The organism is Nostoc sp. KVJ20, assembly GCF_001712795.1.
GTDB lineage: Bacteria > Cyanobacteriota > Cyanobacteriia > Cyanobacteriales > Nostocaceae > Nostoc.
Genome location: NZ_KV757542.1, coordinates 19,348 through 34,306, shown reverse-complemented (window position 1 = coordinate 34,306; position 14,959 = coordinate 19,348). Strand labels below are relative to the sequence as shown.

Here is a 14,959-nt window from a genome sequence, read left to right as displayed (position 1 = left end):
ATGGTATCTATATCGATAAACATCGAAGTAGTATTTTCAAGTCAGCTAACAATTGAATTAAACTAGGTTATCAGGAGCAAAAGGACATTGGTAACTCGGATCGCCTATTTCCACCTGAATGGTTGGGTGTTCAATGCTGAAATTGTCGTGAAGCTCACGGACTACCCGTGCTAAAAAAGTATCACCGGGATAACCTGCTGGGATGACAAGGTGAACAGTGAGTGCTGTTTCTGTGGTACTCATTGCCCAAATATGCAAGTCGTGAACTTGAGCCACGCCAGGGAGTTCGGTTAGATAAGTACGGACAGCCAAAGGTTCTATTCCTGCTGGTACAGCATCTGTAATTAAATTCAAGGATTCCTGTAAAAGTCCCCAAGTGCCAGCTACAATCACCACAGTAACAATCAAACTCACCGCTGGATCAAACCACAGCCAACCTGTAGCAATAATTGCAATACCAGCCAGTACAACCCCTACAGATACCGCAGCATCTGCAACTAGATGTAAGAATGCGCCTCTGATGTTCAAGTCACTTTTACGCCCCGACAAGAACATCAAGGCACTTACTGTGTTAATGACAATTCCTATAGCTGCTACTGTAATTACTATTCCTCCTGCTACCGGAGCAGGTTCACGAAACCGTTGAATTGCTTCCCAGCCAATACCGCCAGAAACAACTAGGAGAAAGGCGGCGTTCAAAAGCGCAGCCAAAATTGAAGAACGGCGCAGCCCGTAGGTGCGACGTGATGTCGGGCGACGACGGACGAGAATGCTTGCTCCCCAAGCAAGTAGTAAACCCAGAACATCGCTTAAATTGTGACCTGCATCAGCAAGCAAGGCAAGGGAGTTAGCAACAATGCCATAGGTTGCCTCAATGACGACAAATCCTGTGTTGAGGGCAACACTGATAACAAAGGCACGGTTGTAATTACTGCCACCGCGATCGTGTCCGTGACTATGATTATGAGACATGACTGCCTTTCACGCTCCGGTGGAGAGAACTTCTATGGTTTGACAAGTAACAAACTTGCCTTTAAGCATATATTTGACCAAGGAAAAAAATTCGGTTATTGCAGTTTCACTATCAATAACCGTAACGAGAAGCGGTAATGCAGAGGACTCAGTAGACGAGTCTAGCTGATTTAGAGTACGAAAAACGCCATGTTTGCCATATCCAGAAATTGCCCGCACTACCGTTACCCCTGTTAATCCTTGTCTGCGAGCCATTCCGAGTAGAACTTGATGAAGGGGTTGATGTTCCCAACAATCCAACTCGCTAACATAAATTGTTAATTGTTTCCATGTTGTCATGATAATTTCTTTATATTTACGAATATGTAAAGATAATTTTTGACTGAGATACTAAGTAGGTAGACAGGAATAAATAGACGTGGTAATGGAAGGCTTTGGCTATCTCAGCTTTTCAAAAATTAAATGGAATTGCTATATCTCCCTTTCATCTTAAATAATAGAAATTATTCTAGTTTTGAACTTTGCTTAGTAACACAAGCAGTTGACTCTCGTTGTTTATATAATTAGGGACAGGAGTTAAATAATGAAATAAACTCATTTGAAACATAACTGTCCCACAAGCAAGACAAACTTGCTATTGATTAAAATTAAACCGACCGTTTAGCTTTTCACCGCCGACATCCGCAGTAATTTTCACCTGATATTGACCAGTTGCTTGTTCTGATACTTCTGCTTCGTAAAGTTTACCATCAGCGTTATAGGCAAGAGGTACCGACTTTTGTTTCCCATCTGGTAGTTGAATTGCAGCTGTCACTTGAGCATTAGAAACTACCTCATGCTTCTCGCCTTTTTTCAAATAAAAATCTAAATGAGTTCCTTTATCTTCTTTTTCTGTGACTAACTCTAAATGATATTGACCTGATTCAACAACTTGACCACCATGTGAATGTTCTTTACCTTCTTGTGATTCATCGTTTTTATGAGAATGGCCTTTTTCATCATGTTCTTTAGATGAATCACCTGATTTAGTAGCTTCGGTTTTTGAAGTATTTGCTGCTGGATTTGTAGTAGATTCCGTGTTACTGCTTGAATTATTTTCTTGACTTCCACCACTACAAGCTCCCAAGAAAAGTAATCCTATACTTGTAAAAGTAACCAAACCTAATTTTAATGATTTCATGGGTTCACTCCTTATCACTTGTTAGTAATTGAAACACAATTTGGTATCTGAATAGTTGGCAAAAATATAGAAAAATAGTCCTAAATACCAATTCATACGCATTATAGTTACAAATCATTCCTCCCTTGCCGCCTGCTCCCTTGCTGCCCATTTGTAGCAACCTGAAAGTGAAATGGTATAAACCAGTTAACAAGGAGCAGGTAAAGGGTACGGCGTTATCAGCCCCAGAAAATATGAGGTTTTTACCTCATGCAGTCGAACCTTGGGTAACTTCAATATCTTGTATTGGTGTGGTCTTTCTCGGCACCAAAAATTTCCTAAACTGCACATAGGAAGCTGGAAGTACTAACAGGGTTAAAGCAGTAGAGGTAAACAATCCACCTAATACTACAACGGCTAGTGGCTGAAGAATTTCTTTGCCTGCACCACTACCAATTACCAAAGGTACCATACCCAATGCTGAAGCCAATGCTGTCATCAAGATAGCAACTAAGCGTTCCATTGAACCTTCCATCAAAACCTGCGGTAAAGGTTGTCCTTCTGCCAATCTGGCATTGTAGTTCTCAACCAACAAAAGTCCGTTACGTGCTGCCACACCAAATAGAGTAATAAATCCTACCATTGAAGCTACGGAAATGATGCCACTTGTCAAGGCTATGGAAATCACACCACCAATTAATGCCAAAGGCAAATTAATTAAAATCATGATGGTTGCAGGAATTGATTTAACAGCAAAGTAAAGGATGAGTGCGATCGCCACAAATGCTAATGCCCCAGCCGAAAGTAAAGTTTTCGTCGCTCCCTCTTGCGCTTCAAATTGACCACCGTATTCAATAAAATATCCAGAGGGTAATTGCACCTGTTGCTTAACTCTCTCCCGAATATCCTTAATTACAGAACCTAAATCTCGTCCAGCCACGTTGCTGGATACGACAATATAGCGGGAGACGTTTTCGCGGTTGATGGTATTGGGGCCTGTACCATAGTTGATTTTTGCGACTTGGGCTAAGGGAATTTTTTGTCCGTTGGGTGTATCAACTAGCAAATTACCGATAATTTCAATATTGTTACGGTATTTTTCTTGCAACCAAACCACCATATCAAAGGTTTGTTGTTGCTCCAATACTTGGGAAACGACTCGCCCATTCAGTGCAGTTTCTACTACCTCTGACAATTCGCCAATAGTTAAACCATAACGAGCTGCTGCGTCGCGGTCAAATTGAATTTGTACCTGTTTAATCGGTACTTGCGGTTCTAGTTGCAAATCTACTAGACCCGAAACCTGGCCCATAGCTGATTGTACTTGTTGACCAAGGGTGCGGAGTTGTTCCAAATCGGAGCCAAAAATTTTCACAGCGATCGCACTCCGTACACCTGAGAGTACCTCATCCATCCGGTGCGAAATAAACCCGCCGATATTGGGAACGACTCCGGGAATTTTATCAAATTCTTTACGAATCGTTTCAATTGTTTTTTCTCGATCTTTTGCCCCCTCCTCACTGAGTTGGACATCTATTTCCGCCCCGTTTACACCAGCTACCTCAGTATCCCCCACAGCCCGTCCAGAGCGCAATTGAGCCGTTTCAACCCCAGGATTTTTTTTCAGGGCTTCTTCGATCGCTAACCCTACTTGATTAGTCGCATCCAGAGATTGACCAGGCATTAAAACTGCGGCGATCACCAAAGAGCGGTCTTGGAATTCTGGTAAAAAAACTTGCCCTAAACCCTGCATAATTACCAATGAAGCCACAAAGGCAGCCATTGCCATTCCCAAAACAATTTTGGGGCGGCGCATAGAAAATTTCAAAGCTGGACGGTAAAGTTTATGGGTTTGTTTTTCCAACCAAGTTTCTGTACTGGGTAATCTTGTATTCGTTAGCAACAGGGCGCACATTGCTGGGGTTAATGTCAGCGCTACTAGGGTGGAAGCAGCAATTGACAGCAGATAGGCTAAACCCATTGGTGTAAAAATTCGACCTTCCACACCAGAGAGGGCGAAAATTGGTGCGAAGACAACTGCAATAATAATTGTGGCGAAGAGGACACTAACCCGCACCTCAACTGAACCATTGAAGACTACTTGCAATGGTGGAATGGGATTACCCGCTAGTTGGTTTTCCCGCAAGCGGCGGTAGACGTTTTCCATATCTACAATGGCATCATCGACCACTGAACCAATAGCCACCACCAGTCCGCCCAAAGTCATGGTGTTAATGCCTTGTCCTGTCCAGTTCAGAATCATCATTCCTAATAATAAGGACACGGGTAAGGCGCTCAAACTAATGATTACCGTGCGCCAATTCATCAAAAACAGAATCAGGATGACGGAAACGATGATAGTACCATCACGCAAAGCTTCTTCGACGTTTTCGATCGAGGCTTCGATAAAATCTTCCTGACGGAAAGTAGTTGTAATTTTGACATCTTTAGGCAGACCGGCTTGAATTTCCTCTATTGCTGTCTCAACCGCCTTCGTTACTTTTGGCGTATCTGCTGTTGGCTGTTTGTTGACTGTCAAAATTACTGCTTTTTTACCTGCAAAACTGCCATCGCCGCGTTTGAGTGCTGCACCGATTTGTACATCCGCCACTTGTTCCAACAGTACTGGCGTGCCATTTTTGGCTTTAATTACTGATTTTTTCAACTGCTCGATAGATTCAATCCGCCCTACCCCTCGCACCAATGTCTCTTGGTCAGGAGTAATTAAAAATCCCCCTGGTGCATTGGCGTTGGATGCTTGTGCTGCTTTGGTGACATCATCAAGGGAAACATTAAACGCTTTCAGCTTATCAGGGTTAACCAACACTTGATACTGACGCTCATCCCCACCAAATACAACAATATTACTTACACCAGGGACAGCCAGCAGGCGGTTCTTCACTTGCCAGTTGACAATCCGCCATACCTCCATTAGTGGAGTGGTTTCGGAGGTAAAGGCGTATTTGACAGTCCATCCTAAAGGCGAACTGACGGGAAGAACCTCTGGATCTTCTACACCTTGCGGTAGTTGACTGCGTGCTTGTTGTAACCGTTCTGTCACCAATTGGCGAGCGCGATAAATTTCTGTATCCGAGCTAAAAGTCGCTCTCACAGCAGAAAGACCTACAGCTGAGGAAGAACGCAATGCTTCCAGTCCTGGGGTACCGTTGATAGCACTTTCTATTGGTCGGGTGACTAGGGACTCAACTTCTTCTGCTGCAAGTCCTGGGGCTTCGGTCATAATTTCCACTTGCGGGGGAGCAAAGTTGGGAAATACATCCAGTGGCATTTGCGTAAGGACGAGAAAGCCCCAAACAGATATGAGGATGGAAGCAATAACTATTAGCCAGCGTTGAGCGATCGACCATTTAACAATATAATCAAGCATTTTTAAACGTTTTAAGGGATGTCTGCTTGCTGTGCAGCTAAGTAAGTTTAAAGATCAAGTACTTTACCTACTCTCCCAAATGAAGATGAAATTGAGATGAAATTTTTAGCTTTAACTTAAAGTTGCCCCACGTCTGTCCCTTCGGGAAGCGCGGGATGAATTTTTGGGCATTGTTACTAAACCATCAACAGTCAATCTAATTCGCAATTGGTAATTCCAATGGGAACCCGGCAGAAGGTTGTAATCACGACTTGGAAGGTAATTTTGGAAGCCTTATGGAACAAGGGCTTTAGAGCCTATACCTGACGCTTTTTTCTATGGAGAAACAGGTTTTCGGGGTGTTTTGAGGACTGAACCCTCCAAATCGTGAACTTATCTCGGTTAGCCGTTGCTGGAGAACGTTGCGATATATATTGGGCATAGTTTTTAACCTATTCTCTCTATCTTTACTGCATATCATATTCCCAAAAAGGATCTTTTTGAAGAGCGGTTAAGAGAATTGATAACTTGCATAAAATAGTTAAAAAATATGAATTTATTGCCAATATATCAGTGCAACTGTACACAATCCGATATTGTCTGAATGCTACATCGGGTCTGGAAGAGTTAGTTACCAGCGTTAACAGTGAGACTTTAATGTTAAATGACTATCACGCTCTGGTTGCTGAGTCACGATGTTTATTGATCTATTTAAACTCTAATATTGGGAGATACACAGTGTTAAAAATCCAGCTTGTTGCTAACTACAAACAAAAATCATCAACGGTAACTTTAACAAAGTTTTACTTAGGAATTGCCTTCTTAACTTGCATAGGACTTTTAAGTGCTGCTCATCCAGCTTTAGCACATCATGCCATTGGTGGTAAAACACCGTCTAATTTCTTTGAAGGGTTTTTGTCTGGGTTAGCCCACCCCGTTATTGGTCTTGACCATTTTGCCTTTGTGGTTGCTATTGGTTTACTTAGTGCTAGACAACAAAATGGATTGTTAATTCCAGTAGCTTTCGTTTTGACAGCTATGGCTGGAACTGGAATTCATATACTAAAATTCGATTTACCCTTAAGTGAGATCGTCATCGCTAGTTCGGTGATTGCTTTTGGTGCAATGTTGCTGCTATCGAAAAAACCCAATTGGTTTGTGCTAGCTCTGTTAGGAGCAGTTGCTGGTTTATTTCATGGTTATGCTTACGGTGAGTCCATTGTCGGCGCACAAATGACACCGCTAGTAGCTTACCTAGCAGGCTTCACCTTAATACAATATGGGATTGCTATCGGTGCGTTACTAATTGGTAAAGTTGTAAGCGAAAAATTTGCCAATCAATTCTTAAAGATACTGCAATTTATTGGTTTGGCTATTTGTTCAATAGGAGTTGTTTTCTTGACCACTTCTCTCGTTGGTTAATAGCAAAGGCTTTAAATTAAAATTTTGCAGATTGGTGGGTTATGAATCACGCTAACCCACCTCAATAGATTATAAAAGTTGTGAATTTTTTATAGTATTACTACTTAAAATCTTGATGCCAAACTCAGCAGACACATAACAAATAGAATACACCTAACTTTCCTTACAATCAAAATACTAGTAAACCATTGGTGCTTGACCGTGCAGGATGCGTAGAGAATTCATACAATATGGGCAGTCGCAACCAAATAGCTGCATTGCTTTCTTCTTCGGTAAAGTCTAGCATTGCAATTTTCTTATTACATGACTGTGCCGAGTTAACTGTCGATATAGGTGTAGAACGGCGAAACATTAAATCCTTAATTGAATAACCCAACTATTCCGTAAGATTTGTTGAAAAGTTGGGTTTGACAATTATTTGAATTACTTTAGGGCTGAATCTGCTGAAGGAGAGCTTGTGTTTGCTGATACCGAAGAGTATCTCCTTGCCGTTGAAACAGACTTGCAGCTTGCTCTAAATCATTAATGGCATTTTTGCGATCGCCTAAAGCATATTCAGCAAGTCCTCGGTTGCCGTAGGCATCAGCTAAATTGGGGTTGATTTGTAGTGCTTGGTTAAAATCTGCGATCGCCAGTTTATGATTTCCCTGTCTATAATTCAAAAAGCCCCTATTGTAGTAAGCATCTACAGACTTCGGATCAATTCTAAGTACCTGGTTAAAGTCGGTAATAGCTGCTTCAATGCTTCCTAGTTCCGCATGAGCAGTCCCTCGACCGTTGTAAGCATCTGTATGGTTTGGGTTGAGTCGCAGTGCTTGATCAAAGTCGCTAACGGCTGCTTTAAAGTCTTTTAATTGAGACTTTGCTAAACCTCTAAGGCAAAAACCTTCATAGTATCGGGGATTTAACTGTACTACCCGACTAAAATCTTCTATTGCGCCGTTGAAGTTACCTTGCTCAAGCTTTTGCACTCCCTGGTTATGGTATTCCTGAAAATTCATCTGTTGGATGCGCGTTGGTGCTTCTTGTGCAGCATGGACAGCAACAGGTATTCCACTCAGTACGCTAGTTGTTATTCCTAAGATGGTAGCAGCTTTGCGAATATAGTTCATAGCTTGACTTTCTCCTTGATAGATATATCAAGACAGATGCACGGGATTGTTCTCGACTAGATCCATCCTAAGCGGTTTTTAAACAGATTTAGAGATTGAAACCCAGCCAAATCAAAATACTTTGTAATAGCAACCAAACATTTAACCCGACGATAATAATAGCAACCAGCCAAGCTAGAGATTTTAGCCACAGGGGATTTACAAACTCTCCCATTAAGCGACGGTTACTCGTAAACATCACCAATGGAATCACTGCAAACGGTAACTGTAAACTGAGGATAACTTGACTAAGAACGATGAGGCTGCTTGTACTACGTTCCCCAAAGATAATAATCGTAATCAACGCTGGAATGATGGCAAGCAGACGGGTAACTAAACGGCGTAACCAGGATGGAAGGCGAAATTGTAAAAACCCTTCCATAACAATCTGCCCAGCCAAGGTTGCAGTCAGTGTTGAACTTTGACCGGAAGCAAGTAAAGCAATTCCAAAGATGGCGCTAGCAGCACTAACGCCTAATAATGGTGAAAGCAGTTTGTAAGCTTCTTGAATTTCTGCTACATTTTGATTCCCAGAAAAATGAAACGTGGCGGCAGACACAATTAAAATGGCTGAGTTGATAAACAGTGCCAACGATAGAGCAAAAGTTGAATCAATTGTGCCAAACTTAATCGCTTCCCATCTTTTTTCATTACTAGGTTGCCAATCACGGGTTTGCACAATAGAAGAGTGTAAATATAAGTTGTGAGGCATCACTGTTGCGCCTAAAATGCCAATAGCAATATAGAGCATTTCTGGGTTTTGTAAAATTTCTTTCTTGGGCAGATATCCTAACAAAATTCCCCCCATATCAGGTCGAGAGAACAGAATTTCCGCTGTGAAACAGATGCCTACGGTTGCTACCAACATTATTACCAGGGCTTCTGTATAACGAAAACCCTTACTTTGCAGGAATAGCAATATCAAGACATCCAGCGCAGTGATGCACACACCCCATATCAAGGGAATACCGAATAAAAGTTGCAGGGCGATCGCACTTCCCAGTAGTTCAGCTAAGTCACAAGCGGCGATCGCAATCTCACATAGTATCCACAAACAAAAGTTGACCTTTGGATTGAAATACTCTCGACAAGCCTGTGCCAAATCTCGTCCTGTGGCAACACCCAAACGCACACATAGCGATTGCAGTAATATCGCCATCAGGTTCGACAGCATAACTACTGTCAACAAGGTATAGCCAAACTTAGACCCCCCGGCGATATCTGTTGCCCAGTTTCCAGGGTCCATATATCCCACTGAAACCAGATACCCTGGCCCTGCATAAGCCAGCATCTTGCGCCAAAAGCTTTTAGTGTTGGGAATTTTAATACTGCGGTGAACTTCAGGGAGACTGGGGCGGTTTTCGGGAGGGGTCATTTATTTTCTGGGGAAATTCTTTCATATTCTTCTCATAATGTCAGAAAATCTGGACTAAACATCAATCTTTAGTGGCAAAATTTTCCTTCCTTGCAGGGAAGTTGCAATTTAAGCTCTAGTAGGTTCCCTAGCCTTCGGATTCTGCTCAGGCTCAATCCCTACTAATATTAATTGTCCTATCTAAGTTCTGGTCATACCACGATACTGGGTCTTCCAATGGTTCAAGATGGGTAAGGACATAGGTTTCTGGCAACGATCGCATAATTAGCTGACCACCAATTTACGCAATTTCAGATCCAGCGAGAAATTGAAGTTGAGGGTATGGCATCACCACTGTTTGTACGGTTGATTGTCCTCGCCTATTTAACTGCTAAAGCGATCGCTGGTAGATATTCTTATTGACGAAAGACAAGCTGTCAAACTTGCTTCACTGAAGCATCTTTATACAAACAGTAAGGCAACCGTAACTCATTAGCTGTGCTTACTCCGTCGTTTAATTCCAGAAATTACGTGCAATCCCAAAGCAATGAAACTAATAAACAGCAACCCCATTGCACCTGCTAGGGGATTGCGGTCAATACCTGTTATCCAAACGGGAACTTGACCTGTGTATAATAACAAATCCCCTACATTGATAATGTAGTAGCCCCAAACTAAACCTGCGTGTAATCCAATAGCAAATCCTAACTGCCCTTTACACAATTGCCTTGCCCACCCCAATGTTAGACCTAGCAGCAACAGCCCTGGAAAACTAGGTAAAGTCCGCAAAATTTCCGCCCAAGGTTTAATGAAATGTAAAACTGCATAAATGGTGCTGCTAGTCCATAAAGCCACTTTAAAACCATAATCAAATTGCAACTCATCTACCAGCCAGCCTCGAAACAGTAACTCCTCTGCTAACCCAACTCCCAAAGCCACAATCAATCCTTCTAATATAGTCTTGGGTAAAAATTGAGGAGTTTGTTGCCAAATTAACCAACCAAATCTGCCTTCTAAGAGAAACAGGCAGAAAAGGCTTATTAGTCCTAAACATAGACCCCTTAAAAGCGCTAACCCGTTCTGACGAGTTCGTACTAAACCGTAATTTTCAAGCGGATGGGGAGAGGAATGAACTTTTTCCCCCCATAGTCGAAGAAGAAACACAAAATCGCCATACAACACGAGCATAGTAATGATACTGACTGTGTTGCCAGTACCCCAAAGCCAGTAGATTGGTGCAGCAAAAGGTAGCCATAGCAGTAGTAAAGCCATCACAAATATACCCAGCCGCGCGGGTGCAGGATAGTGAGCAAAGCGGGCAAAATTCAAATTAGGTGCTGGCATGGGATCAATTCACTAAGGCAACCTATATTTAACTTAAGGTGAAAACCTAAACACTTGGTTCATTCAAATTTTCTACTAAAGAGCGATATAAGTTGATCGCGTGACTGTCAGCTAGAGTGTAATAAACATTCCGACCTTCTCGACGATAGTTGACTAAACGCATGACTTTCAATAACCGTAGTTGATGGCAAACGGCTGATTCCGTCATTTTCGTCAATGCTGCTAGATCGCAAACACACAACTCCTGATTTACTAAAGCCGAGAAAAGACGTAGGCGGTTCGGATCTGCCAGTATCCCAAAGATTTCTGCCATTTGCTGTGCTTTATCTGTAGCCAAGATTTGTGCCTGAGTTGAGCGTACATTATCTAGATGTACCAAATGTGTCTCACAGGTCGGTGCATCAGAACTTTGAAGTAAGTCCAAATCCTGCTTTTTCTTGTGTTTATTCATACTAAGTTTTATTTGTAATGGTTATCAATCTCAATAATAACTAAAATTTTAACAACTGTACAGTTGAATAGTTATTCAATAGTTGTATTAGAATATTGGCAGTTCACTCTGTTGCTTTTGCTATCAAGCTGCCATTAGCGATCGCGGTTTTAGCAGACACGGGAACTTCCTTATTAGTGATCGCGAATGGAATGCGGCTGTTTAGAAGCAAGGTTTTTGAGGATTAATATTAGCGAGCGATGCTGCAAAGCAGCCGCTACGCGAACGCGATAATTCAAGATAAAACCGAGGGAATGAACACTTCTTAGTCAAAATTGAGACAATACTTACAGAACTATGAAAAAAACAACAAATTCTCAAGATTCCGGCAGTTGCAGTTGCCAAAGTGACCACAACCATAATGGGAATCATAACCACGACGACGCTCATGATGGCGACCATGATCACGACCACGACCACGACCACGACCACGACCACGACCACGACCACGACCACGACCATGACCACAGTCATGGAGATGGGGAATTTAACCTAAAAAAAGAAGTGACTCCTATTATTTTGGTTGTCATTTTATTTATTGTTGGTTTTATTTTTGAAAAACAACTACACAACACACCCTACTCTATCGGTGAATATTTGGTTTTCATTCCTGCTTATTTATTAAGTGGCTGGGGGGTTTTAACTACTGCTGGTCGCAATATTCTGCGTGGCAAAGTGTTTGATGAGAATTTCTTAATGACTGTGGCAACATTGGGGGCTTTCGCTATTGACAAGCTTCCAGAAGCCGTAGCAGTTATGTTGTTTTTTAGAATAGGAGAGTTATTTCAGGAGTATGCCGTTGGTAATTCTCGCAGGTCGATAAAATCTCTTTTAGAAGTTCGCCCTGATTATGCCAATCTTAAAGTCAACGGTGAAGTCAAAAAAGTATCTCCAGAACAAGTAACAGTAGGGGACATCATCATTGTCAAGCCAGGAGAAAAAATTCCTTTAGACGGTGAGATTCTAGAAGGGAATTCTCAACTTGATACCTCTGCATTAACTGGAGAATCTGTTCCGCGAACAGTGCAAGTAGGAGAAACTGTTTTAGCAGGCATGATTAACCAGACAGGTGTGATCACTATCAAAGTCACAAAACTGTTTGGTGAATCTTCAATATCTAAGATTTTAGAACTTGTACAGAATGCCAGCAGTAAAAAGGCTGAAACGCAGAAATTTATTACCAAATTTGCTAAAATATATACACCCTTTGTAGTTTTTGGATCACTAGCAGTTGCGATACTTCCTCCTTTATTTATTCCTGGTGCAACTCGTTTAGAATGGATTTACCGTGCCCTCGTACTATTAGTTATTTCCTGCCCTTGCGGACTGGTTATTAGTATTCCTCTAGGGTATTTTGGAGGCGTTGGCGGTGCTGCTAAACGTGGAATTTTAGTTAAAGGCTCTACGTATTTAGATGCGCTTGCAGCAGTTAAAACGGTGGTGTTTGATAAAACAGGAACACTAACTAAAGGTGTTTTCAAAGTAACGCAAATCGTGCCAGACAATGGTTTTTCAAAAAGCGAATTATTAGCTATGGCTGCTAAAGTAGAGTCACACTCAAATCACCCTGTGGCTCAATCAATTCGAGCAGCTTACGAAAACAAGATTGATGAATCTGAGGTTGAAGATTACGAAGAAATTGCGGGTCATGGTATTAAAGCAAAGGTGAAAGGGCGAGTCGTACTGGCAGGAAATGACCGCCTATTGCATAGAGAAAATATCGCTCATGCTGTTTGCAATGTGGACGGTACGGTTGTTCATCTTGCTGTAGATAATATCTACGCGGGATACATTTTAATTGCGGATGAAATTAAAGAGGATGCAGCACAAGCGATTTCTGCTTTGAAGAAATTGGGAGTAGAAAAAATAGTGATGTTGACAGGGGATAATCAAGCTATTGCCTCCCGCGTTGCTCAACAAATCGGTTTAGATTCTTACGAAGCGGAGCTATTACCAGAAGATAAGGTGAATGCAATTGAAAAAATTCTTAGTAAAACTCCAAAAAACAGTAAAGTTGCCTTTGTAGGAGACGGGATCAATGATGCTCCAGTAATTGCCAGAGCAGATGTAGGTATGGCGATGGGTGGATTAGGTTCTGATGCAGCAATTGAAACAGCAGATGTAGTTATCATGACAGATAAACCATCAAAAGTAGCCGAAGCAATAAAAATTGGTAGAAAGACCCATCAAATTGTTTGGCAGAATATTATTTTGGCGATGGCTATTAAAGGTCTATTTATCGCTTTAGGGGCTTTTGGAGTAGCAACGCTGTGGGAAGCAGTTTTTGCTGATGTGGGTGTAGCTTTGTTAGCGATTTTTAATGCTACGAGAGTGCTGAAATAAAAAGCTGAAACACCTAAATTTGTCCAAATATATTTTTTTATTTTAGGGAGAGTACAAGTATGTTGTGTCCTGTCTGCAACGTTGAACTTAGGTTGTCAAACCGTCAGGGAGTAGAAATTGATTACTGCCCTCAATGTGGGGAATTTGGCTAGACCGTGGTGAGCTTGAAAAGTTAATTGAGCGCTCTACAGCAATTCCTTTTGAAGATGAGATATATACAGATAAACACCAAGGCAAACATGAGTATCGAGAAGGAAGTCATAGAGAAAGATATCGAGGGGAAAAAAGACGCAAATCATTTTTGGGGGAATTATTTGATTTTTGATTTACTATCCATCTGAGATTTGATTAGTGTCGTTGGGTTTTGGCTATGTATTCGGATTGATTAACAATCTGCTTAAATTATAGTTGATGAATATGTATTTTGTGTATGTAACTAAAACTCAAAAGACACTACAAATTTTTATTTTTGTTGAGATAGATGAGACAGATAACATCAAATTATACGTAAACTACAATCAACTAAAAACTTGACTTAAATTAAAATAATTTAAACTTTTACTCTTAAAATATATTCCATTGCTTGAATTTTCGTTTATCCTCAATTTTTAAATTAGAAGCTTTGAATCTAAAAAATAAAGATGGATTTTACCAACCCAAAATTGCAACATTCCCACCATTCCTACACCAAAACTGTAGATGATACGCAAAAATTAAAGTTACTTTGGGTTATTTTAGGGCTGCGAAGTTGCCTATTTTTAATAGAATTAGGAGTTGGACTTTGGGGAGGTAGCCTGTCACTTTTAGCAGGTTCGGGACACCTATTCTCCGATGTTGTGACTTTGGGATTGACAGTGTTCGTAGTCTGGTTAACAGAGCGCCAATCTTCAGGTGAAACGAATTTTAAGTACCAGCAAATAGAAGCTTGTATAGGATTACTAAATGGGGCGAGTTTAGTAACTTTAGCTGGTTTCCTTGCTTTAGAAGCTGTGGAACGTCTTCAAAATCCTCAACCTGTATCAGGCTTACCCATGCTGATTGTAGCTACCTTGAGCATAGTAATTAACGGTTTGAGTATCCAACCATTGCACAAACATAGTCATCATGATTTAAATCTGCGGGGAGTTTTCTTACACGGGATTGCTGATGCTGGCAGTTCTATCGGTGTAATTCTGGCTGCTGGTTGTGTTTATTTTTTTAATTGGCTATGGGCAGATGCAGTAGCTAGTTTACTAGTTGCCTTGTTTTTGAGCATCAGCGCTATTTCTCTAATTAAAGATAGTCTGAGGCAGTTTCAACTTACTTGCAAGCTCTGACGTTCGGTTCAGTTTGACACTTTGTCTCTTGACAGAAGCGA

At 41.3% G+C, this 14,959-nt stretch carries 15 protein-coding genes; 7 read left to right on the top strand and 8 right to left on the bottom strand.

Annotation, left to right across the window (positions count from 1 at the left end; translation table 11 throughout):
• Positions 1 to 57: 57 nt before the first annotated feature.
• The 4 genes from A4S05_RS01220 to A4S05_RS01205 form a co-directional block, all read right to left on the bottom strand.
• Positions 58 to 972, bottom strand: coding sequence for a cation diffusion facilitator family transporter (locus tag A4S05_RS01220; protein ID WP_069068017.1), 915 nt, complete (start codon positions 970 to 972; stop codon positions 58 to 60).
• Between the two features lie 9 nt (positions 973 to 981).
• Positions 982 to 1,311 carry a DUF190 domain-containing protein gene (locus A4S05_RS01215; RefSeq protein WP_069068016.1) on the bottom strand — a complete coding sequence of 110 codons (330 nt, stop codon included), beginning with the start codon at positions 1,309 to 1,311 and terminating at the stop codon, positions 982 to 984.
• A 295-nt stretch (positions 1,312 to 1,606) separates the two neighbouring features.
• Positions 1,607 to 2,152 carry a hypothetical protein gene (locus A4S05_RS01210; protein WP_069068015.1) on the bottom strand — a complete coding sequence of 182 codons (546 nt, stop codon included), beginning with the start codon at positions 2,150 to 2,152 and terminating at the stop codon, positions 1,607 to 1,609.
• 247 nt (positions 2,153 to 2,399) lie between these two features.
• Positions 2,400 to 5,519, bottom strand: a complete 3,120-nt coding sequence (locus A4S05_RS01205) for an efflux RND transporter permease subunit (protein WP_069068014.1) — start codon at positions 5,517 to 5,519, stop codon at positions 2,400 to 2,402.
• A 552-nt stretch (positions 5,520 to 6,071) separates the two neighbouring features.
• On the opposite strand from A4S05_RS01205, the gene A4S05_RS01200 reads away from it, so the two are divergent.
• Both A4S05_RS01200 and A4S05_RS41225 read left to right on the top strand, forming a co-directional pair.
• Complete coding sequence (locus A4S05_RS01200; RefSeq protein ID WP_218107924.1) at positions 6,072 to 6,920, top strand: HupE/UreJ family protein; 849 nt, start codon at positions 6,072 to 6,074, stop codon at positions 6,918 to 6,920.
• A gap of 188 nt (positions 6,921 to 7,108) precedes the next feature.
• Entirely contained in the window at positions 7,109 to 7,291 is a 183-nt protein-coding gene (locus tag A4S05_RS41225) for a hypothetical protein (protein WP_176726883.1), read from the top strand.
• A 57-nt stretch (positions 7,292 to 7,348) separates the two neighbouring features.
• On the opposite strand, the gene A4S05_RS01195 is transcribed toward A4S05_RS41225, so the two are convergent.
• From A4S05_RS01195 to A4S05_RS01180, 4 genes are all read right to left on the bottom strand, one after another.
• The gene (locus A4S05_RS01195) at positions 7,349 to 8,032 is read right to left on the bottom strand and encodes a tetratricopeptide repeat protein (protein WP_015186432.1); all 684 of its coding nucleotides are present in this window, start codon (positions 8,030 to 8,032) and stop codon (positions 7,349 to 7,351) included.
• Between the two features lie 88 nt (positions 8,033 to 8,120).
• The gene (locus tag A4S05_RS01190; RefSeq protein ID WP_069068013.1) at positions 8,121 to 9,446 is read right to left on the bottom strand and encodes an Nramp family divalent metal transporter; all 1,326 of its coding nucleotides are present in this window, start codon (positions 9,444 to 9,446) and stop codon (positions 8,121 to 8,123) included.
• A gap of 471 nt (positions 9,447 to 9,917) precedes the next feature.
• On the bottom strand, positions 9,918 to 10,769 hold the full coding sequence (locus A4S05_RS01185; RefSeq protein WP_069068012.1) for a CPBP family intramembrane glutamic endopeptidase: 852 nt from the start codon (positions 10,767 to 10,769) through the stop codon (positions 9,918 to 9,920).
• A 46-nt stretch (positions 10,770 to 10,815) separates the two neighbouring features.
• Positions 10,816 to 11,220 (bottom strand): ArsR/SmtB family transcription factor, encoded by a 405-nt coding sequence (locus tag A4S05_RS01180; protein WP_069068011.1) that lies wholly within the window; start codon positions 11,218 to 11,220, stop codon positions 10,816 to 10,818.
• 95 nt (positions 11,221 to 11,315) lie between these two features.
• On the opposite strand from A4S05_RS01180, the gene A4S05_RS42890 reads away from it, so the two are divergent.
• From A4S05_RS42890 to A4S05_RS01165, 5 genes are all read left to right on the top strand, one after another.
• Positions 11,316 to 11,447 carry a hypothetical protein gene (locus tag A4S05_RS42890; RefSeq protein WP_255264445.1) on the top strand — a complete coding sequence of 44 codons (132 nt, stop codon included), beginning with the start codon at positions 11,316 to 11,318 and terminating at the stop codon, positions 11,445 to 11,447.
• Between the two features lie 109 nt (positions 11,448 to 11,556).
• Positions 11,557 to 13,602: a heavy metal translocating P-type ATPase gene (locus tag A4S05_RS01175; protein ID WP_084226932.1), complete on the top strand. Its 2,046-nt coding sequence runs from the start codon at positions 11,557 to 11,559 to the stop codon at positions 13,600 to 13,602.
• A gap of 59 nt (positions 13,603 to 13,661) precedes the next feature.
• A complete protein-coding gene (locus tag A4S05_RS44120) occupies positions 13,662 to 13,754 on the top strand; it encodes a TFIIB-type zinc ribbon-containing protein (protein ID WP_218107923.1) in 93 nt (30 codons plus the stop codon).
• Positions 13,736 to 13,927, top strand: a complete 192-nt coding sequence (locus A4S05_RS01170) for a TFIIB-type zinc ribbon-containing protein (RefSeq protein ID WP_218107922.1) — start codon at positions 13,736 to 13,738, stop codon at positions 13,925 to 13,927. Before A4S05_RS44120 ends, A4S05_RS01170 begins: the two co-directional genes overlap by 19 nt.
• A 316-nt stretch (positions 13,928 to 14,243) precedes the next feature.
• Entirely contained in the window at positions 14,244 to 14,918 is a 675-nt protein-coding gene (locus A4S05_RS01165) for a cation diffusion facilitator family transporter (protein WP_084226931.1), read from the top strand.
• The last annotated feature ends 41 nt before the right edge of the window (positions 14,919 to 14,959 follow it).

What these genes read in the sequence shown, in the direction of transcription:
- A4S05_RS01190 (WP_069068013.1), bottom strand. Translation starts at nt 9,446, where the DNA reads ATGACCCCTCCCGAAAACCGCCCCAGTCTCCCTGAAGTTCACCGCAGT.
- A4S05_RS01185 (WP_069068012.1), bottom strand. Translation starts at nt 10,769, where the DNA reads ATGCCAGCACCTAATTTGAATTTTGCCCGCTTTGCTCACTATCCTGCA.
- A4S05_RS01170 (WP_218107922.1), top strand. Translation starts at nt 13,736, where the DNA reads ATGTGGGGAATTTGGCTAGACCGTGGTGAGCTTGAAAAGTTAATTGAG.
- A4S05_RS01175 (WP_084226932.1), top strand. Translation starts at nt 11,557, where the DNA reads ATGAAAAAAACAACAAATTCTCAAGATTCCGGCAGTTGCAGTTGCCAA.
- A4S05_RS01165 (WP_084226931.1), top strand. Translation starts at nt 14,244, where the DNA reads ATGGATTTTACCAACCCAAAATTGCAACATTCCCACCATTCCTACACC.
- A4S05_RS01195 (WP_015186432.1), bottom strand. Translation starts at nt 8,032, where the DNA reads ATGAACTATATTCGCAAAGCTGCTACCATCTTAGGAATAACAACTAGC.
- A4S05_RS44120 (WP_218107923.1), top strand. Translation starts at nt 13,662, where the DNA reads ATGTTGTGTCCTGTCTGCAACGTTGAACTTAGGTTGTCAAACCGTCAG.
- A4S05_RS01180 (WP_069068011.1), bottom strand. Translation starts at nt 11,220, where the DNA reads ATGAATAAACACAAGAAAAAGCAGGATTTGGACTTACTTCAAAGTTCT.
- A4S05_RS01220 (WP_069068017.1), bottom strand. Translation starts at nt 972, where the DNA reads ATGTCTCATAATCATAGTCACGGACACGATCGCGGTGGCAGTAATTAC.
- A4S05_RS01205 (WP_069068014.1), bottom strand. Translation starts at nt 5,519, where the DNA reads ATGCTTGATTATATTGTTAAATGGTCGATCGCTCAACGCTGGCTAATA.
- A4S05_RS01210 (WP_069068015.1), bottom strand. Translation starts at nt 2,152, where the DNA reads ATGAAATCATTAAAATTAGGTTTGGTTACTTTTACAAGTATAGGATTA.
- A4S05_RS01215 (WP_069068016.1), bottom strand. Translation starts at nt 1,311, where the DNA reads ATGACAACATGGAAACAATTAACAATTTATGTTAGCGAGTTGGATTGT.